The 20977-nt window shown below is 33.1% G+C and carries 20 protein-coding genes; 1 reads left to right on the forward strand and 19 read right to left on the reverse strand.

Annotated elements, in window-relative coordinates:
* Nucleotides 1-492: 492 nt before the first annotated feature.
* The 17 genes from solA to ACFVRR_RS11055 form a co-directional block, all read right to left on the reverse strand.
* Nucleotides 493-1638, reverse strand: a complete 1146-nt coding sequence (gene solA / locus ACFVRR_RS10975) for an N-methyl-L-tryptophan oxidase (RefSeq protein ID WP_387328116.1) — start codon at nt 1636-1638, stop codon at nt 493-495.
* A 148-nt stretch (nt 1639-1786) separates the two neighbouring features.
* Nucleotides 1787-3079, reverse strand: a complete 1293-nt coding sequence (murC, locus tag ACFVRR_RS10980) for a UDP-N-acetylmuramate--L-alanine ligase (protein WP_387328119.1) — start codon at nt 3077-3079, stop codon at nt 1787-1789.
* A 301-nt stretch (nt 3080-3380) separates the two neighbouring features.
* Entirely contained in the window at nt 3381-4496 is a 1116-nt protein-coding gene (locus tag ACFVRR_RS10985; protein WP_097979200.1) for a nicotinate phosphoribosyltransferase, read from the reverse strand.
* Between the two features lie 98 nt (nt 4497-4594).
* A complete protein-coding gene (locus ACFVRR_RS10990; protein ID WP_387328122.1) occupies nt 4595-7864 on the reverse strand; it encodes a DNA translocase FtsK in 3270 nt (1089 codons plus the stop codon).
* A 220-nt stretch (nt 7865-8084) separates the two neighbouring features.
* On the reverse strand, nt 8085-8690 hold the full coding sequence (gene ytpR / locus ACFVRR_RS10995; RefSeq protein ID WP_387328125.1) for a YtpR family tRNA-binding protein: 606 nt from the start codon (nt 8688-8690) through the stop codon (nt 8085-8087).
* 14 nt (nt 8691-8704) lie between these two features.
* On the reverse strand, nt 8705-9502 hold the full coding sequence (locus tag ACFVRR_RS11000) for a DUF1444 family protein (protein WP_387328128.1): 798 nt from the start codon (nt 9500-9502) through the stop codon (nt 8705-8707).
* Nucleotides 9503-9519: 17 nt separating this feature from the next.
* The gene (locus tag ACFVRR_RS11005; protein ID WP_069034704.1) at nt 9520-9837 is read right to left on the reverse strand and encodes a thioredoxin family protein; all 318 of its coding nucleotides are present in this window, start codon (nt 9835-9837) and stop codon (nt 9520-9522) included.
* A 70-nt stretch (nt 9838-9907) separates the two neighbouring features.
* The gene (locus ACFVRR_RS11010) at nt 9908-10423 is read right to left on the reverse strand and encodes a DUF84 family protein (protein ID WP_387328132.1); all 516 of its coding nucleotides are present in this window, start codon (nt 10421-10423) and stop codon (nt 9908-9910) included.
* A 292-nt stretch (nt 10424-10715) separates the two neighbouring features.
* A complete protein-coding gene (locus ACFVRR_RS11015; protein ID WP_387328135.1) occupies nt 10716-11585 on the reverse strand; it encodes a Cof-type HAD-IIB family hydrolase in 870 nt (289 codons plus the stop codon).
* A 162-nt stretch (nt 11586-11747) separates the two neighbouring features.
* The gene (locus ACFVRR_RS11020; protein WP_387328138.1) at nt 11748-12533 is read right to left on the reverse strand and encodes a DeoR/GlpR family DNA-binding transcription regulator; all 786 of its coding nucleotides are present in this window, start codon (nt 12531-12533) and stop codon (nt 11748-11750) included.
* Between the two features lie 26 nt (nt 12534-12559).
* Nucleotides 12560-13573 (reverse strand): ABC transporter ATP-binding protein, encoded by a 1014-nt coding sequence (locus ACFVRR_RS11025; protein WP_387328141.1) that lies wholly within the window; start codon nt 13571-13573, stop codon nt 12560-12562.
* Nucleotides 13570-14202, reverse strand: coding sequence for an ABC transporter permease (locus tag ACFVRR_RS11030; protein WP_387328143.1), 633 nt, complete (start codon nt 14200-14202; stop codon nt 13570-13572). Before ACFVRR_RS11030 ends, ACFVRR_RS11025 begins: the two co-directional genes overlap by 4 nt.
* A 98-nt stretch (nt 14203-14300) precedes the next feature.
* On the reverse strand, nt 14301-14438 hold the full coding sequence (locus tag ACFVRR_RS11035; protein WP_387328146.1) for a hypothetical protein: 138 nt from the start codon (nt 14436-14438) through the stop codon (nt 14301-14303).
* Nucleotides 14435-15289, reverse strand: a complete 855-nt coding sequence (locus ACFVRR_RS11040; protein WP_387328149.1) for an ABC transporter permease — start codon at nt 15287-15289, stop codon at nt 14435-14437. The genes ACFVRR_RS11035 and ACFVRR_RS11040 overlap by 4 nt, the downstream gene beginning before the upstream one ends.
* Before the next feature lie 98 nt (nt 15290-15387).
* Complete coding sequence (locus ACFVRR_RS11045) at nt 15388-16215, reverse strand: alkaline phosphatase family protein (RefSeq protein WP_387328152.1); 828 nt, start codon at nt 16213-16215, stop codon at nt 15388-15390.
* Nucleotides 16205-17317 (reverse strand): ABC transporter substrate-binding protein, encoded by a 1113-nt coding sequence (locus ACFVRR_RS11050; RefSeq protein ID WP_387328155.1) that lies wholly within the window; start codon nt 17315-17317, stop codon nt 16205-16207. Before ACFVRR_RS11050 ends, ACFVRR_RS11045 begins: the two co-directional genes overlap by 11 nt.
* A gap of 249 nt (nt 17318-17566) precedes the next feature.
* Nucleotides 17567-18637 (reverse strand): M42 family metallopeptidase, encoded by a 1071-nt coding sequence (locus ACFVRR_RS11055; RefSeq protein WP_387328158.1) that lies wholly within the window; start codon nt 18635-18637, stop codon nt 17567-17569.
* Nucleotides 18638-18798: 161 nt separating this feature from the next.
* On the opposite strand from ACFVRR_RS11055, the gene ACFVRR_RS11060 reads away from it, so the two are divergent.
* Nucleotides 18799-19110, forward strand: a complete 312-nt coding sequence (locus ACFVRR_RS11060) for a PepSY domain-containing protein (protein ID WP_056473349.1) — start codon at nt 18799-18801, stop codon at nt 19108-19110.
* 14 nt (nt 19111-19124) lie between these two features.
* Here ACFVRR_RS11060 and ACFVRR_RS11065 read toward each other — a convergent pair whose 3' ends face one another.
* Nucleotides 19125-19967: a YtnP family quorum-quenching lactonase gene (locus tag ACFVRR_RS11065; RefSeq protein ID WP_387328162.1), complete on the reverse strand. Its 843-nt coding sequence runs from the start codon at nt 19965-19967 to the stop codon at nt 19125-19127.
* Nucleotides 19968-20194: 227 nt separating this feature from the next.
* Nucleotides 20195-20836 carry a tRNA (guanosine(46)-N7)-methyltransferase TrmB gene (gene trmB / locus ACFVRR_RS11070; protein WP_387328165.1) on the reverse strand — a complete coding sequence of 214 codons (642 nt, stop codon included), beginning with the start codon at nt 20834-20836 and terminating at the stop codon, nt 20195-20197.
* Between the last annotated feature and the right edge of the window lie 141 nt (nt 20837-20977).

Consider the following 20977-nt stretch of genomic DNA (forward strand, 5'->3'; position numbering starts at 1 on the left):
CAAATAACTACTTACTTAACCGTTTCTAAAGCGCTTCCAAAATTTTCAGTATTTTTAATAAATTATAATTATTACACCTTAAATTATCTCTAGATAAAGTTTCGGATTACTAGCACAATATTGCTGAAATATTAAGTGTAGGGGATGACGGAATGATGAGTATGATGAAGGTAAGTAGAAAATAAAAGAGATAGCTTATTGGCTATCTCTCAGAAATCGATCATAATCACTCTAACATACTCAACATCGAGAAAGACGAACACAAAGTGAACTTCGTATTAAAGTTGAACTTAGGTGAAATATTTGCGAATCATTATTTTAAGATTAATTTAAAAGATTTTTTATAGTTTTTATCCATTTTCATTTGATTTGACCGTAACTCAATCTGTTTTAGTGTTATTCCATTTATTTTTTGATCCATTCACAGCGTTTCTACATGATTCGGATGTCTTATTTGCAGTTTTCATAATTTTATTTGTAGATTTGCCTGTTTTATTTGCAGTTTAAAAATCGGTTTAATGAAAACATACTCAAATCAAAAGCAGATTTCTGATTTGTTACTAGGTCAGCAATAATCTCGCCTACAACGCTTGCAAACTTAAAGCCATGGCCTGAGAAACCTGTGGCAATGATTAAATTATTGTATTCTGGATGTTGGTCAATGATGAAGTGTTCGTCCGGAGTCATTGTATATAAGCATGTTTTCCCTTTTACTAATCTACCATTTGCAAGTGGCATATATTCACTTAAGAAATTTCTCAAATCCGTTTCATCTTCAATAAACTCTCCAAATTCTCGATTAAATTGATCAGGGTCTACAATTTGCCCTCCATCATGTCGACCAATTTTTAGTCCGCTATTATGAATACTTGGAAAGCCGTAATAATGTCGATCAATTAGATCAATCGTAAAAGCTGGTAGCGAACTAGAATCATATAGTTGATGATCACATTCAAACCAAGCAACAGTTTTACGCGTAGGTTTTACAGGTATATGAATACCTGTCTTTTCAAGAATTTTGCCAGACCATGCGCCTGCACATACTACAAGTTTATCCGCTGTGTAAACAGCATTCTCTGTACGCACTTGCGTCTTATTAGTACCTACCTCAATATCCACAACAGGTGAGTTTGTTTGAAGACTATTTCCTTTCTTGATATATAGTTCTTTATACGCCCGAACACATTCTTCGCTAAAAAGAATGCCGGAAGACGTTTCTAAACAACCTATAAATCCTTTCGGTAAACGTAAACCGGGCCATCTTGCATTGATCGCGTTACAATCCATTATTTCAAGCGGCAACGAAAATTCTTTTGCACTATTTATTACTTCATTCGTAAAAGTCGAGCCAGGTGCACCAGCACATAAAACGCCTGTTCTCGAGAATAATTGTTTTCCAGACAATTGTTCTAACTCTTCCCATAATTTTTGTGCCCGTAATGCTAAAGGTACGTATTCTCTACTTTCTCCATATGCATGACGAATGATTCTAGTATCGCCGTGATGGCTACCAAAACTATGTGGTGGATCAAAAGAATCTATTAATAATATTTTCTGATTTCCTTTTGATAAATAATATCCTGCTGCCATTCCCATAGCGCCTGCTCCAACAATAATTACATCAAAGTGATTATTCAATCATTTCACTCCTTACCCTGTTCATTCGTATGACATATTCTTTTTGTCTTTACAATTTACCTTCTTTATAAGCAATTTTTGTAAAACAAGCTTTTTCAAAATAACAAAAAACCCGTTTATGATCATTCATAAACGGGTTCAATAGTTTTTATAGTTTTTCGTATGCTGCTTGATATTTTTGAATATCACCAGCACCCATAAAAATTAATACGCTATTTTTATGGTTTTGTAAATTGCTGATATTGTCATCATTCAATAGTTCAGCACCTGCAATTTTACAAGAAAGATCTTCAATTGTTAAAGTACCTTTATCTTCTCGTGCAGAACCAAAAATATCACATAAGTAAACTTTATCTGCTTTTTCTAATGTACCAGCAAATTCATCTAAAAATTTACTTGTTCGTGTAAATGTATGCGGTTGGAAAACTGCTACGATTTCACGGTCAGGATATTTTTGACGTGCTGCTTGAATCGTTGCTTGGATCTCGGTTGGATGATGAGCATAATCATCAATTAACATTTGATCTCCGAAGCGTTTTTCACTGAAACGACGCTTTACGCCACCGTATGTTAATAATCTAGCTTTAATAATATTAACATCGATTTCTTCATAATGGCAAAGCGCAATTACTGCTAAAGCATTTAAAATACTATGATCACCATATCCAGTAATATCAAAAGTAGCGTAATACGTATTACGGACGAATACATCAAATGTTGTACCATTTGTATGTTTTTCGATATTTCGAGCTTGGAAATCATTGTCCTCGTTAAATCCATAATACATTACAGGTACTTTTGCATAAATTCGTTGAAGATGTTCGTCATCTCCACATGCAATAATACCTTTCTTTACTTGATCAGCCATTTGTTGGAAAGCATCGAATACATCATCTACACTCTTATAATAATCCGGATGATCAAAATCAATATTAGTCATGATGCAATAGTCTGGAAAGTATGAAAGAAAATGACGACGGTATTCACAAGCTTCAAACACGAAATACTCGCTGTCTTTTTCACCTTTACCAGTACCATCTCCAATTAGAAAAGAAGTTGGACGAGCACCAGAAACTACATGGGCTAATAAACCTGTCGTAGAGGTTTTACCATGTGCTCCAGTAATTGCAACGCTAGTAAATTTATTCATATATTCCCCTAGGAATTTATGATAGCGTGCCATCGGAATTCCTTTTTCAATAGCAGCTGCAATTTCTTCATGAGTATCAGGAAATGCATTACCCGCTATAACGAATTGGCCTTCTTTAATATTTGCTTTATCAAATGGTAAAATCGTAATATTTTTTTTTCGTAATTCATTTTCAGTGAAAAAGTGCTTTTCATAATCTGATCCCTGAACGGTCAAACCAGAATCATGTAAAATTTGTGCCAAAGCACTCATTCCAGTACCTTTAATCCCTACAAAATGGTAAACTGTCATATTAAAAGAACCTCCAAAATCGATCACTAATACAACGGCCTATCTCTTAGACAGTATATGTGTGAATAAAAGAAATGGCATCAATATTTTATAAATTTGATGCATTGTTACTTTGCCGAGTCTAGTTATTTTTTTAATGATAACTAACTTAAATTTTTACGCAATTAGTATTATATCACTTAAACTCCCATAGGACTATTTATTTTAAATCCCACTATGAGGTAATAGATGGAAAAGTAAATACTTTATGTCATCTGTTTATATTAAAATACTATCAATCTTAAATTGATTTTTTGTCCCTTTATCGTCTAGGGCTCATTTCTACTTTTTCTAATCGAGGATTTTCACGAAGCTTTCTTCCAACTTTCGCTTGTTGCACACCATTTAACTCGACATTATCACCTGTAAAGCCTATATTAACTTTTAATAAACTTCCGCCTACACCATATAAATCTACTGGTACACCTTGCTTCTCAAAAGCTAAGATTCTTTCTACAGTAAATCCACCACTTACTACAATTTGCACATGCTGATACCCTTCTTGATCTAGTGCATTTCGTAAAGCAAAAATTAAAGGAGGATTTACACCCCTAGGGTCAAAACTTCCTAATAATTCTGGATTACCAATAAAATACTGATCAATCATTGTTTTCGATGTATCTACACGTACAGCCTTTAATTTGCTACCGTATTCTCGTGCAACCTTTAAAGCGTCGTTTATGACATCATTATTATAATCTACTAAGACAATTAAATCATCTTGTGGATAAACTTCTGTATATGCACGCGCAGCTTCCACAACATCGCCATTATACATTTGAATTAGTGCATGAGGCATTGTACCCATACCTTCATTGCCCCACCACTCATTCATTGCATGAGTTGCTTGTGCAGTTGCACCACCAATAAATGCAGCATAACCGTCACCTGCTTGAGTCGTGAAATGATCATCACGATCTCCCATGAAAATAACAGGCTTTTTAATGCCTGCGGATTTTGCAGAATGTTTTACATTGTATACATTTGTAGCAACAGAAGTACGTCTAGCTAAAATACCATCAATAATTCCTTCTAAATAGCCAAAATCAGCATATTTACCTTTAATTGTTAAGACAGTTTCAAATGGTTCAATCATATCTCCATCCTTTAATGAATGAACAATAAGATTTTCTGGATGATCGGCAAAAGTTTGTAAAATCGCAATTGCTTCATCCGTTCCACATAATACTGCACTTTCTCTTTGGAAAAATTGCATAGTTACTTCAGTATCTGGCTTCTTTTTTCGAATGATTTCTCTAGTTTTTAAAAAATATACAGCTGAAAACCAGCCTTCTCCGATTCTCTCATCAAATTTAAATGTTTGGTTCGTTAATCGGCTTATTTTACCTTGTAATTTTAAATCTAATTCTTTTTCCATGAATCTTCACCTGCTGAAAAGTATCGTTCTTTTTTTTCTAGTATGGGTTAAAAAAACTTTAACATTCGTTACTTAATTTTTATCGAATTTCTAATATATCACTCAGAACGAATCTCCTCTAATGACGTAATCAGAACATCACGAGGTTTACTTCCATTTTGATTCGATACAATCCCGTGATCAAACATTAGGTCAATTAATCTAGCTGCACGGTTGTATCCAATTCGAAAACGTCTTTGTAACATTGAAACAGAAGCACCTTTTTGATCAATGACAAACTCCACTGCTTCTTCAAACAGTTCATCATCAACATCCTGTGCATCCGCTTTTGCTACAAGTTCCTCTTGGTTAAATAAGTAATTCGGTTTTTGTTGGTCTTTAACAATCTCTACAACATGTTCGATTTCATCATCCGAAACATAAACGCCTTGTAATCGAATTGCTTGAGATTTTCCATTATCTAAGAATAACATATCTCCTCGTCCAAGTAACTTTTCAGCTCCGCCAATATCAATAATTGTTCTAGAATCTACTTGTGAAGATACTGTAAACGCAATACGCGTCGGTATATTTGATTTAATAATACCTGTAATGACATCAACTGAAGGTCTTTGGGTTGCAACTAATAAATGGATTCCACATGCTCTTGCTTTTTGGGCAATACGACAAATATAAGTTTCTACATCCCCTGGAGATACCATCATTAAATCCGCTAATTCATCAATAATAATGACTAAGTAAGGTAACTCATCATTATAAGCACCTTTTTTCTTCGCTAAATCATTGAATCGCTTAATATCTCTTGCTCCAGCATGAGCAAATAAATCATAACGTCGATCCATCTCTTCACATGCCCACTTTAAAGCAGCAGTCGCGGCTCTAGCGTCAGTAATAACTGGCGAAATAAGATGTGGAATATGATTATACGGTGCCAGCTCAACCATCTTAGGATCGATTAAAATTAATTTCACTTCATGAGGCTTCGCTTTATATAAAATGCTAACTAAAATTGAATTAATACACACACTCTTACCAGATCCTGTTGCCCCGGCAATTAAGCCGTGTGGCATTTTTGAAATATCTGCATAGACAGGCTCTCCACCTATATCAAGACCAAGAGCAACAGTCAAAGGTGATTCACTTTGCAAAAATTTATCCTGGCTAACTAATTCTCTTAAGTAAACAGGCTTACTTTCTTTATTTGGTACTTCTATGCCTATTGCACTTCGACCAGGAATCGGAGCTTCAATACGAATATCTCTAGCAGCTAAGCTCAATTTAATATCGTCTTGTAAGTTCGTTATTTTATTTACTTTCACGCCAGGATCAGGCTGTACTTCGAAACGAGTTACTGTTGGACCTTGAGTTGCAGCAATTACTTTAGCTCCTACATTAAAATTATGTAATGTTTCTTGTAGTAGTTGCTTTTGATCTTCAACCCAATCCCCATCATTAAATTGTTCAATTGGGGGTTCAACTAATAAATCTAATTCTGGTAATTCATAAAGTACTGGTGGTTGTTCAACTAAACTTTCAGGTTCATTAGTTTGATCAATCTGATTTTTAGTCTCCATAGTTAAATTCGTTTCTATTTTACTTTCTTCAGGTTCAAGAACCTTCTGATCTTGAATTCCTTCAGGAGTCTTGTCATTTGTGATTGGTTCAGCAATTATTTCACTTGGCTGAACTTTCTTTGAAGATAAAATTTCACTTTGTTCAGATAAACTAGCATTCTCGATCAACTGTTCATTTTGTTTTATCTCAACTTCTTCATTTACCTTTTCTACTGTTGCAGCAGATTCATTTTGTAATTCACGAAGTTGTCTCATTATATTTGCTTTTCTTGAAGCCTCTACATCACTTCGAAGCATCATTACATTAAAAGGAAAATGGCGTTTTTTCTGACGTTTCTCGATTGGTTTAGGGTCAGATTCTTCTTTATTAACTTCATTTTCAATCTTTATCTGTTCATTTGAATTGGTAACAGCATGTTGATTTATTTCAACGGATTCTTCTACTTTTGCTTCTACAATTGAATTTTCATGCTGTACTTCTTCTTCCTTAATCTCTTTTAGATTCACATCTGACTCGTTTGTTAATCCCGACTCAACATCATTCTCTTCATTATTTTGAACGAGATCAATACCTTTGTCTTCGTTTTCATTAAATTGGACCAAAGTATCAACTTTGTGATCATTCGACTCATGAATAGATACTTCAGGCTGTGCTTCTTCAATCTCAACTTCAGCCTCTACTTCGATTTTAAGGGTTTCGAGTTGTACTTCATCTTTCACATCTACTACTGTTTCAATTTGATGGGCACCTTGCTTTACAACTTCATTCGTCTCTTCAACCTCATCTTCTAATTGAAAAACTTCAGCTTCTAAATCTTCATTTTTCTCTTCAGCTTCAACTTCAATTGGAGTTTCAAGTTGTACTTCTTCATCTTTCACTTCCATTGCTGTTTCAACTTGATGCGCATCATCCTGTACAACTTCATTCGTCTCTTCAACCTCAGTTTCTAATTGAAGAACTTCAGCTTCAATCTCTGGAGTTTCAAGTTGTACTTCTTCATCTTTCAACGCAGTTTGTATTTCATTTTGATGTACTTCGGCTTGTGAATCTTCATTTTCAAATTGACTAGCTGAAGTTTGAAGTCCTTCTTTTTCTACTAGATTAAACACATCAATTATTTCTTGATTTTGATTGCCGAAACTTCCTTTTTCGAAAATGTTGCTTTCAACTTTTTCAAACAAATTTTCAAGTACATTAGAAGATTCAACTCTCATTTCTTCTATAGTTGATGAAATGTCATAATCAGTAGCATTTTCTCCCTTTATCGGAGGCTTTTGATAACCATAAATTGGTGAAATATATTCACTTGGTCGAAATGGTGTTTTTCTTTTTGGACGAAATACAATATCAACCTTTTCTTCTTTTTCCACTTTTGCTGGTTCTTCTTCACTTTTTGAGACCTGATTTTTTTCAAGGCGACTAGATAAATTACTTTTATCGAATTGATTACTTTGAAAAGTATTGCTTACAAATTTATTACTCTGGTTATATGTAGGTTTATATTCTTTATTTAAATTGTTTAGTGACTTTTTCCAAATATCATCATTTTTTTCTTGTTTAAAAACTGGTTCAATTTTTGTTTCCTTTATTGGCTTTGGTGATGGTAATTCTTCATCTAATTCAATGGGAAATCTAAATTTTGGACGCTCTTGTAAAGCGTTTCTCTTTTTTTCGATAGAGTGTGATTGATATACTTTCTCCTCAACAGGCTTTTCTTCAAACCCTTCTTCAAACTCTTCTTCAATCTCATTAAGGCTATTCGCCTTAAAAAGGCTTTTTAACCATTTTTTCATTTTTCTCACTCTCTCTATTTCTTTTCATACCTTTTATTTTACCATGTGACATAATGACAAAAAACACATTATTATTACAAATTGCGCTAGTTCAATCATATTTCGATATCAAATATATAATTTAATCAAATTAATATTAAAATAATAATTCTTTTATTGAAAAACAGAAAAAATACTAGACCAATTCATGGCCTAGTATTTATACGAAAATATATATTATTTAGTTAAAAAAAGCTTTTCCAACTTCAGCATCAGCTTCAAGAACTAAGATTCCTTTTTCTTGTGGAGCATCAGGTAAATCAAGTTCACGTGCAGAGCAAATCATACCAAATGAATCCACTCCACGTAAATTAGCATCCTTAATGACTAATCCTGATGGCATTACTGCACCAACTTTTGCAACAACTACCTTTTGTCCTTGTTCAACATTCGGAGCACCACAAACAATTTGTAATGTATCTGTTCCAACGTCAACTTTGCAAATATTTAATTTATCAGCATTTGGATGTTTTTCTTTTTCGATTACATATCCAATAACGAATTTAGGTGAAAGGTCTAATACTAAAGTATCTTCAAACCCTTCTTTTGCAAGTAATTCATTAACCGAAGTAACAATATGTTCAGTAATCGTAACGATACCATTTTCTTGAACATCTACATAAGTAGATGCATCAAACACATTAATAGCAACTGTTTCATTCGTAACTATACTATATACGCGTGCTATATTCCCTTTTCGTTCAACTTTACGATCTTCTGATGGAATTTGTTTTAATGTAATTAATAGCGTATCGCCGATTCCTTCTTTGTTATAAAAAATATTCACTTATTTCTTCCTCTCTATTGCTTCTTTTGTTTCCCTAAAATAAATACTGGCATTAGCTTCTCATTTTCGTAAGCAAATGACAATGATGTAATTGGTATTTTCCCACTTGCAAAGAAACTCATATTCATTTGCGCCATTATATCATAACCTATGTTATTTCGAATGTCAGCAAGGATTAGTACATCTCCATGAGGAATTCCTACTAATAATTCACCTTTTACTTTTGATTGAATTTCTTTTATAAAAGTACTGTTTAGTACTCTACTCGCATCGTATCCATCATTTGTACGTACAAAATAAAAAGTATTTTCTGCAACAATATCTTCTTTTACTTGAACAGGCATTTTTCTTAAATTAAATAAAGCAATAGTATGGAGTTGCTCTTTTGTATAACCTGACTTTACTAATAATTTTTCATCGATAAGTTGATACGTTTTTTCTGAATCAATAGCATAGTAAATTCTAGTTTCTGCAGTATGCTCATCAGTTACAAATAAATTTCCTTCTTCCTTTTCAGTCGGAAACGATGTAGCTCGAATAACTGGACGAATTTGTTCTTCAAGAAATACAGTTTCAGAGTGCATAGCAGAAAGTGCTTCTTTTATATAATAAATTAATTCATTAAATGCCTCTTCACCTTCAGCTTCATACTTTGCTACTGCACTATTTAAAGAGACACTCATCCCTTTATTACTTTCAATCCCTTCAATTCGAAGGTCTTCTTTTTCACGATCATAGATAAAACGCCAATCTTCATTTCCAAGGCGGTTTTCTATCATTTTTTTTATGTCTAGTGTTGTTTTTTTAGCCAATTGTTTTACCTACCTTATTAGCCTCTTAATCCTTCAAGAAACTCTTCTACTTGTTCTTTTGTTTTACGATCCTTATTTACATAACGACCAATTTCTTCACCATTATTAAACGCTACAAAGCTTGGTATGCCAAAAATATCTAGATTTTGGCATAACTCAATAAATTGGTCACGATCTACATAATAAAAGGTAAAATCTTTATTTTCATCAATTATTTCTTGGAAGAACATATCTAAAAATCTGCAATCTGGACACCAATCTGCTGAAAATTGGAAAACCACTTTTTCTCCTTGTTTCGCTTGTTCGAATTGTTCAACTGATGTAATTTTTTCCATTCTTTTTCCCTCGCTTAATTCGTTTTCTTTTATTTTATCTTATTTTTATCGATATGCAAAAAGGACGACCTCAATTGTTTTCTTCTTTTCGTTTCTTGAATTCATATTGTCCAAATAGTAATTCACAAATATGTTCAAAGATTTCTGTCCTAGTAATTCGACCATTTGTAAATACTCCTACTGCCCCTTCTTTACTTCGTATATCTTTTTCATTCGTATATTGTTCCATTAATACTGAAAGCTCAGTTCCATTTCTTAGCTCATTAATAAATTCGCTAGGTAATAAAATTTTTGCTCCGCTTGCTAGTATTACTTCATTTTCATATACAAGTGCTCCCCAGTTACAAAGAAAAAGCCGATCGTTTTCTATAATGACTCCACCTTCTAAACCAATACCGATTTTCGACTCACCTGCGATTCTAGCATTATGCGCTCTATTTATAGCACCTTGCATAGTTTCTTGATCAGTCAAAGGTTGATTCGAAACATTTGATGGAACATTTAGTCCCTCAACTTTATACTGATTAAAGACATTTTGTACGGCACCTACTTTAGTAGGATTTAAAGACCCAATAGTTATTTTCATTGTTTTAACTCCATTCACTAGTCAAACGCTTTATTAAGTTATATTCAATTTTAACATAATCAGGCAAAAAATCTCCTTCCTCAAGCGTGTGAAGGACTTTAGTCCAACGGTAGGTGGGAGTGGTTCACTATACAATAAAAAAGACACTTTCAAAATGAAAGCATCTTTCCAATTATCTCACCAAATAAAATCTATGACATATTTCCATTTTTAATCAACTATTACCTCATTCATGCCTTAAAATTTTTTACTAAGTTAACATAAAAACATTACATGCCCTAAAAAATAGTTATCATTTAACTACAAAAGTATCAATATATCGATAAATAGCATGGGCAACACCATTTTCATCATTATTTAGAGTTGCCGCTGTACAAATTTCTTTGATATCTTCTTTTGCATTCCCCATTGCAACACTATATGCGACTTTTTCGAACATTGAAATATCATTATTACTGTCGCCAATAGCCATGGATTGGTCTAATGAACCATTCAATAAAAAAACTAATTTTTCTAATGCTAATCCTTTTGATGCAAAACAACTCGTAATTTCAAGATTATGCTCCGCAGAAGAAACAACCATTAACTCTTTACATTTATTAAACCGATTTCTGGCTTCTTCTAATTTTTTCATATCAAACGTACATACTAAAATATTATTAACTTCCTCATTTCGTTGTATGATTTCTTGACAATGATCAACTAATACATACCCAAACTGATTGAATTGTCTTTCCGCAACATTAACTAATTCTTTCATTTCTTCATCTAACTCAACTCTTTTAAGGCTATTAATCTCATTTTGAAAAATTTCTCTTCTTTCTTTAAGAGCATAAATGCTTTTATCTGTAAAAACTTCAAAATAATAATTTCGTTCATCAAGCCACCTTAATATCTGTTCAACATTCGTTTTTGAGATTGTAATTGATGAGATACATTCTCCGTATTTTGAATGGATTGTTGCCCCATTTGTTCCGATCACATATGGCGAAATCCTGAATCTTTCACAAATTTTTTTGGCATCAAAATGAGCTCGACCAGTTGAAATAACGATTTCAATTCCATTTTCCCCTGCAAATTTAATTGCATTAATATTTTCTTCACTAATTTCATTCTCATTATTTAATAATGTTCCATCTAAATCTATTGCAATGAAACTCATTGATTATATCCCCTTTAATTTATTATGCTTTTCATCTAGTTTTATAGTGTACAGTAATCGGTCATCACCAAAATGGCAAGCTTAAGAAGGACAATAACGATTCATTCATTACGTTATTGTCTACTTAACAAAAAAGAATTTATAGAATATATTCCGTCGTTTTTAATTTGCTTGAATCCATTCAATTTCTTCTAATATTGAATGCTCTTTCCATTCTTCTGGAAATGAATGGTCACATACTATTGCATCAACCTTTTCAAGAGAACAAACTTTACAAAATGTATCTACACCAATTTTAGAGTAATCTGTTAATAAAATCACTTGCTTCGACACTTCCACCATTTTTCGAGAAACTAAAGTTTCATGGAAATGATAGTTGCTAACTCCATTTTGAGCTGAGACACCACCCGCTGAAATAAATGCCTTATCAACATTAAATTGACTTAGTAATTGTTCTGTTATACTCCCACTCATTGACTGTTGTTTTGGATCAACTATTCCACCTAGTAATAATATTTGTCCGGTAAACTTATTTTGATTTAATGATTCTGTTAACAGGGAAGATACCGGTAATGAATTAGTCAATATAGTAATGTCTTTTTTATTTTCAATACACTGAGCAAATTCAAGCATTGTTGTGCCTACATCAATCGCAATGACATCTCCATTGGAAATTTGGTCCATGGCCTTTTTACCAATTTTTACTTTCGCTTCCTGATTCACAGTCGTACGCTGCATAAAAGGAGGTTCCTCATTTTGGTATACTGTTTTAATTGCTCCACCATACACCTTTTTTAAAAGACCTTTTTCCTCTAATATCATTAAATCTCGACGAATGGTTTCTTCTGATACATTAAATTGTTCAACTAAATCGATAACTTTAACTTTTCCTTTTTTATTAAGTTCTTTTAAAATCTCGTTTTTTCTTTCCTCAGGTAAAACAGACATTTTAATCCTCCAGAAACTTTAAAATTTTATAAGATAACGCATTCTTTTTTAGGTACAATAATGTTCACATGTTCTCCTTGCTGGAACAATTCACCTCGGTGGTTAAGGTTGTCTACAAGAAATGCAGATTCTTCGGTTTCAACTTCGTACCTTAAGACATTACCAGTCATAGTAACTTCTGAAATAATCCCCTTTATTCCCCAGTTTTGTTGTAAATCCATGCTGTCATTTCCTACAGCCACTAATTTTAATACTTCAGGTCGAATTGCTACATCATTTCCAATTAATTCATTACTACGTACAAGTTTATGGAAAGCTTCCATCTCATAAACATTATAATTTCCGATAAATTTTGCTACGAATTTATTTACTGGTGTTGTATAGATCTCGGTAGGTGTACCTTCTTGTACTACATTTCCATTATTCATAACAAAAATTCGATCCGACATTGTCATTGCTTCTTCTTGGTCATGTGTAACAAAAATAGTCGTAATATTTAGTTCTTGCTGTATTCTTTTTAATTCCTTTTGTAGGCTTTTTCGAATTTTTGCATCTAATGCACTTAACGGTTCATCTAATAATAGTACTTTTGGTTCCATGACAAGCGCTCGAGCTAAAGCAACTCTTTGTTGTTGCCCTCCTGATAAGTGGTGAGGGTAAGATCCTTCTTTTCCTATTAAATCAACTATTTCTATCATCTTTTTTACTCTTACATGTATGTTTTTTGCTTTTTTCATTTTTAGACCATATGCAATATTTTCAAATACTGTCATATTTGGAAAAAGTGCATATGACTGAAATACCATACCTACCTCGCGTTGACGCGGAGATAAATTAGTTATGTTCTTCCCATCGATTAATATATTTCCTATATCGACGTCTTCAAGTCCTGCAATAGAACGTAATAAAGTACTTTTCCCGCATCCACTTTGACCTAAAAGCGTTACGAATTCTCCTTTATTTAATGTTAATGAAATATTATTTAAGACGACTTGATTTTGATATTTTTTAGTCACTTGATCAATATTTACGTAGCTCATTTAACTTCACCTTCTATTGCAGTATTTTTTATATGACCTTGTTTTTTTAAATTAGACCGCCTCTTATTTAACACGGCAGGATTTTTTTTAGTTTTAAACGAGAGTTTTAAGACTGTTCCAGTTAAAAGTAAAATCACCAAATAATAAGTAATAACTATGGCACTTGTTAAATGACCACTACTATTTAGTTTATCCGCAAGATAGATTTGAAGGGTTTCAAATCTTCCACCTACTAGTAAATTTGCAAATGCAAACTCACTAAATAAAAGAGCTACGGACAATAAACTTGATACTAATATTCCAGATAAAATATTCGGAAGCACAACCGTTCTAAACGCTTGAAATTTAGTTGCACCAAGTAATTCAGCTGCATCTACAAGTTGTATGGCATTTATTGTTCTAAGACTATTACGAATACCTTGATACATAAAAGGTAGAATGGTTATAAAGTAAGCTCCAACTAGTATCCATGGAGTACCAGCAATTTGAAATGGTCCACTAGAATAAAGCTTAATTAGCCCAACTGCTCCTACAATAGGTGGGATACCATACGGAAGCATCGCAATTGCTTGGAGAATTCCTTCAAATTTATTAAAATATACAGTTATAATAAAGATTGTTGGAATCATGATTGAAACACTTAAAGTGACAGTTATGATAATTAACAATAATGTTCGTTGAAAGGCCTCAAAAAATCGTCCATCTTGAAATAATTCAATATACCAATTTAATGTATAGCTCTCAGGTAAGATTGAATGATCCCATTTAGTTGCAATTGAAAATAAAATGTACCGACTATTGGAATTAATAAATAGATTACAAGTAATCCAACTATTACTTTAAAAAATGTTGTTTGTAATTTCATCGTAAATCCCTCCTAATCCGACGCATCATTCTTTCATTAATCCACATCGCTCCAATCATGGTAACTGCTAGAAGGACTCCTAGTGCGCTTCCTAATTGTGGCTTTAATGTAACGTCACTTGAGACTAGTGAAGCAATTTGTAATGACAATAAATTATAATTGCTACCAACTAATGCGTAGGCTGTTGCATAAGCACCCATAGCGTTAGCAAATAAAATACTAAATGTGCCTACTATACTTGGTAATAGTACTGGAATTCCAATTCTTAGCCAAAATGATATTGTTGATCCTCCTAATAATGCAGACGCTTCTTTCCATTGTTGCTTTATTCCTTGAAAAGAAGGATATATCAACAAAATTGCTAATGGAATTTGAAAATAAATATAGACAAGGATCAGTCCGGTCCAAGAATATAAATTAAAATCCGCAAATATATTCCAACCGAGTTTTGCAAAAAGCAAAGTAAATAATCCATTGTTTCCAAGTAAAATAATATATGAGAAAGAAAGAGGGATTCCTTCAAAATTTGAAGTCACATTAGCAATCATTAATAGACGATTTTGTATTTTACGTGAAAACTTTGTAAAGGAATAAGCTGTGACAACAGCTATTAGGATCGAAATCACTGCCGAAATAATTGAAATAACTATACTATTTTTGATAGCTTGTAAGTAAAACTTACTTTTAAATATAGTTATATATTGATTCATAGTTAGATGGATTCCGTCATCTGCGTAAAAACTATTCTTAAACATTGCCATCATTGGCCCTAATTCAAATCCTATTACAAACAATACAAATGGCAATAAAAGAGCTAGTAAGTAAATCTTATGATTTTTTATTTTTTGCAAAGCTTCTCGCTCCTTAAAATTCTTTAAACGTTAGAGAATTGGTAAAATTTTCACTAAACCAATTCCCCTTCCATAAAAATCTTCATATCATTAAAACTTCAATTAATTTCTTTATATCCGGGTAACTGATATGAAATCATCTTATTTGATGGCTCTATATTTAAGAGCTTACAAACAAGTGGAGCAAAAGCTAACTGAGGGATTACTTCTTTATAAACATCAGGCTCAACTTTTGGACTGATGATAAAAAGTGGTACATCTCGTTCGCCCGCTGTTATTCCACCGTGATTACCAGTTTCGCTCATTCCATGATCAGAAGTAATTAAAATGTGATAACCTTCTGACATCCAAATTGGAAGAAGTTGCGCTAACAAACTGCCTATTTTTAAAATTTGTTCACGATATTCTTTCGATTCCGATCCAAATAGTTCTCCTTTAACGTCTACACCTAAAGGGTGAATGTATAAAAAGTGTGGATCATATTTTCTACGTAAAGCTTCTGCATCCATAAATACGTGACTGTCTGGATAGTCATCATCCCAATAGAATTTTCCGTATTGAATCGCTTTAGATGGATCATCTTGTTCTCGATCTTCAATAAAATTAAATGGTGCTCGATTATATAGCTCGCTTACCCAATAATACGAAACCGCTCCATTTCTTAAACCATTTTCCTTTGTAAGATGAAAGATACTTTTTTCATTCGATAAACGAACTGCTTGATTAGAAGTAATTCCATTTACAGATGAAGGTGTTCCAGTTAATAACACCTCATATAATGGGCGAGAAAGACTCGGAAGCTCTGATTTCATCTTGTATAGTGCTGCTTGATTTAATTCCACTAAATGCTGAACATATCCAAGCGCTTCGCATGCTTTGTCATATCTCATTCCATCAACAACGATAGCTATAACTTTATTTGACATTTACTAACACCTCTTCTTGCCATTTTTGAGGTAAAGTTTTTGCAGTTTCTTCCCAAGCCTTAAAATCTCTAATTGGCTTTGCATTTTTGTATTCCTCTTTTGGAACCATTTTTTCAGCTACATCCTTTGGAAGTTCAACATTACGAATTGGTCGAGCAAATCCTTTTGCTAAGTTTATTTGTCCTTCATCGCTTAGAATATATTCCCTTGTAGCCATAGCAGCATAAGGATGTTTAGCATATTTATTGATAATAGTTGAGTATCCACTAACAACTGATCCATCACTTGGGATAGATACATCAAATTGACTACGCTTAATTGCTTCAGCATAACCAAGCGCATTAAAGTCCCAAACAAGTGCTACTTCAACCTCTCCTTTTTCGATATTTGCTGGTTTAGCATCTGTTAAGCTTAATCTCCCTTGCTTAGCAAGCTTTTTAAAAAAGTCGATCCCTGGTTGGATATTTTTTTCATCTCCACCGTATGCAATAGCAGCAGCAAGTACGGCCATTTGGTTTTGTGTACCACGTTGAACATCTCCAACTGTTACTTTATAATTTCCCTTTAAAATATCGTCCCAAGATTTAGGAGGTGTTTTTACTAGTTCTTTATTTGTCAGAAAAGAAATAGTTCCTTGGTATCCGACTACCCAGTCACCATTGTCATCCTTTGCCCAATCAGGAATCTCGTTCCAGTAAGATGTTTTGTATGGAATAGTTAACTTCTTTTGTTCAGCGATTGGACCAAAAGACATTCCAACATCCCCAATATCAGCAGTAGCATTCTCTTTTTCAGATTCCATTTTTGCAATCTCTTCCGCACTAGACAAATCTGTGTCAGTGTGTTTCAAATTATAATTTTTATTAACTTCATTCCAAGTTTCAACCCAGTTAGCCCATGAATCTGGCATACCTACACTATTTATTTCACCTTCTTTTTTTGCTTTTGTTTCAATTTCTTCAAGTGTTAATGAATTTGGATTTAATACAGATTGACTTTTCGTTTCTACGGTTTTTCCGCATGCTGTTAGTCCTAGAACTGTCATACCCAAAACGACAACTTGCACTGCCTTGTAACTTTTCTTTTTAAATTCAGTTTTCATTTTAGATCTCCTCACATTAATGTGGTTTGTTTAATGTTTGTTACTGGTTATTACGGTTTTATCATAAAACAACATCGTAAAACCCACATTAACTGTATGTTAAGAATTTATTAATAACATTAATTGAAAGTAGAGTTAAGGTTCTAGGTAATAGATAAGAAAAGATGTGAAGTGTAGGGATTTGGGAAGGCAAGGTAAGAATTTTCAATAAAAAAAGAAGCCTCTTTTTAAGACTTCTTTTTTACTTTCTTAATAATTACGTAATGTTTCAACAGTTGTTTTATCAGTCGCTTTAACTAGCTTAACAAGTAATTCCTTTGCAGCTAAATAATCATCAACATGAATAATCGATGCCGCAGTGTGAATATAACGAGAGCAGATACCAATTACAGCAGATGGTACGCCATCGTTTGAAACATGTACTCGTCCAGCATCTGTTCCACCTTGTGAAACAAAATATTGGTATGGAATTTTATTCGTTTCTGCAGTATCTAAAATAAATTCACGGATTCCTTTATGAGTAACCATTGTTCGGTCTAAAATTCGTAATAAAACACCTTTACCTAATTGACCAAACTCGGATTTCGAGCCTGACATATCATTAGCTGGGCTTGCATCTAATGCGTAAAAAATATCAGGTTTAATCATATTTGCAGCTGTTTGTGCCCCTCTTAGTCCAACTTCTTCTTGAACAGTAGCACCTGAATATAAAATATTTGGTAATGTTTCGTTTTGAACTTCTTTTAATAATTCAATCGCAAGTCCACAACCGTAACGGTTATCCCATGCTTTTGCCATGATTTTTTTCTCATTAGCCATAGGAGTGAACGGACATACTGGTACAATTTGTTGACCAGGACGAACGCCAATATTTAGTGCATCTTCTTTGTTATCTGCACCAATATCGATTAGCATATTTTTCATATCCATTGGTCTAGCTCTTAACTCATCGCTTAATAAATGCGGTGGAATTGAACCGATCACACCAATAACTGGTCCTTGATCTGTCATTACTTGAACTCTTTGAGCAAGCAATACTTGGTTCCACCAGCCACCTAGTGGTTGAAATCTTAACATCCCGTTTTCTGTAATTTGAGTAACCATGAAACCAACTTCATCCATATGACCTGCCACCATTACAGTAGGTCCATCTTCAGTTCCACGTTTCACTCCAAAAATACTTCCTAAACGATCTTGCACAATCTCATTTGTATATTTTTCAAGTTCTTTTCTCATGAAGTGACGCACTTCATGCTCAAATCCTGGTGCACCTTGTAATTCTGTTAAAAATTTAAAAAGCTGTAGAGTGTCTTGATCCATAATTAAAGTTCCTCTCTGTACAAATCATATCTTCTTTTTTTATTTTATCTAAAAATAACACATAATACCAATGCTAACCGTTGAAATGTTGCCCCAGTTTGACTAAGATAAGTAGTAGAATATTTTTTCAAGCGCATAATACATAAATAGAGGTGGTACAAATGAAACTTAAACGCGTCTTAATCGGCTTAGGTTTAGGTGTTGCTGGTGGACTATATTTACAAAAAAAATTATCTTCACAATATATTCCAGCAGAAAAAGCATTAAAAACAATTAAACCAGTATTTCTTTCATATGGTAATGTAACTGGAACTTGGATTCATTCTGAACCAAAGTGGGCAGATTTACCTGATTATGAAGGTGATGTTTATGAAGGTGGTTTTACAGTAGTAGAATCAGATAATGACACTACAAACTATTCATTCATCATTAATGCTGTAAATGGTGAGCTAATTTCTGCTCAAATTGTTTAAAAACAATAGCCAATTTATTTGGAGCGTTCGATCGACTGTAATACTTGTCCTTCAGCGCTCCATTTTATTGCTCTAAATACATCGTCATGATAGAACGTAAACCAAGATTTTTTTTGCACACCAAAATTAACCCATTTTTCTTTTGCGTAAATAGATGTCATTGGGTAATCATCATATGCCATAACCCATAATGGCGACTGATGTGCATGTGTAGGCATTAAATCCCCCATATGCAATAATAGCTCATCTTCAGTTTCAATTTTTATAATACTGTGCCCATCGCTATGTCCACCTGTGTGAATAATTGTTATTTCATCTGTTAAAGAATATTCTTTTTCAAATGTTATTACTTGGTGCTGAATTGCTTCCCAATTTTCTTTCCAATATGTATTACTTGAACGAATATTCGGATTTCTCATTTCATCCCATTCAATTTGAGATGTGATAATTTTTGCATTCGAAAATACAGATTTGAATTCATCATTTTCAAATTTAGTTAATCCACTAGCATGATCAAAATGCAGATGTGTCATTATGACATAATCAATATCGTCTAGTTTTAATCCGTGCCTCGCTAATGATTCTTCTAACGCTGAATCCTCGGTAACGCCAAAATTTCTTTTTTGTTTCTCATTTAATTTATTAACACCGATGCCGCTATCAATGATAATGTTTAAACCATTTGTTTGAATAAATACCGGGTCAGTACGTAAAGGAATTTGGTTTTTCTCATTAACAATATATTTTTTTGACCAAAGCGCCTTTGGAACAACTCCAAACATTGCTCCACCATCTAAATGGGTATTTCCTCCAGTAAGCCACTGAATTGTACAAGTTCCAATTTTTAACTGTTCCATACTTATCCCCCTTCTTTTTTACTAGACTTAAATATTATACCACTTTTACGAATTTACTGAATATTTTAAGAACAGGAATAGGCAAAAGAAAGGGAACAATAGTGAATATGAAATGTAAATTCGTTTTAGATCGCCTAAAAATCAACAATCATATTAAAACTTCGTGTGTTGTAGCAAAATAAAAAAACTATCATGATAAATATATCACGATAGTCCTTTTGATTAGATTAATTTCTATAAGCAGCTTCAACTCGGTAAATACGGTTACCTTTTGAAGAAAACTTTTCTTCGTATTCAGTCATAATATTTCCTTCAAAATCACTTTTATGAAGATCTAAGCTTAAGAAATGCATAGTCATTCCGTAGTTCGCCATACTCATGATTGAAAACTCGAATAAATCTTGATTATCTGTTTTAAAATGAATTTCCCCATCATTTTTCAAGATTTGTTGATACATATTTAAAAATGTTTTATATGTTAATCGACGTTTTTCATGACGAACCTTTGGCCATGGATCAGAAAAGTTTAAATAAACTCGATCTATTTCCCCGTCCTCAAAGAAATCCGTTAATTTTTGAGCATCTACATTTAACAACTTTAAGTTTGGAACTTCAGCTTCGATTAATATTTCTAATGCATCCGAAATTACACTTGTATATTTCTCAATGCCAATATAGTTAATATGAGGATTGGCTTTAGCCATACCGACCATAAAACGACCTCTACCCGTACCAACCTCGATATGAATTGGTTGATCATTTTGGAAAACTTCTTGCCATTTCCCTTTTTGTTCAGACGGATTTTGAATTACATAATGAGCATTTTCTTTAACTTGATCTGCCGCACCTGGCTTATGTCTTAATCTCATAAGATTTTACTCCCTCTCGATTTTGCAATTTATATTTACTCAAAGAAAAAACCAAGCACGATGGCACTCGGTTATTCACGTATAGTATAAAATCATTTCTTGTAACACAAACTATTTCAAGTGTACCTAATAAAAAAAGGA

Source organism: Gottfriedia sp. NPDC057948, from assembly GCF_042887255.1.
In the GTDB taxonomy this organism is placed as follows: domain Bacteria; phylum Bacillota; class Bacilli; order Bacillales; family Bacillaceae_G; genus Gottfriedia.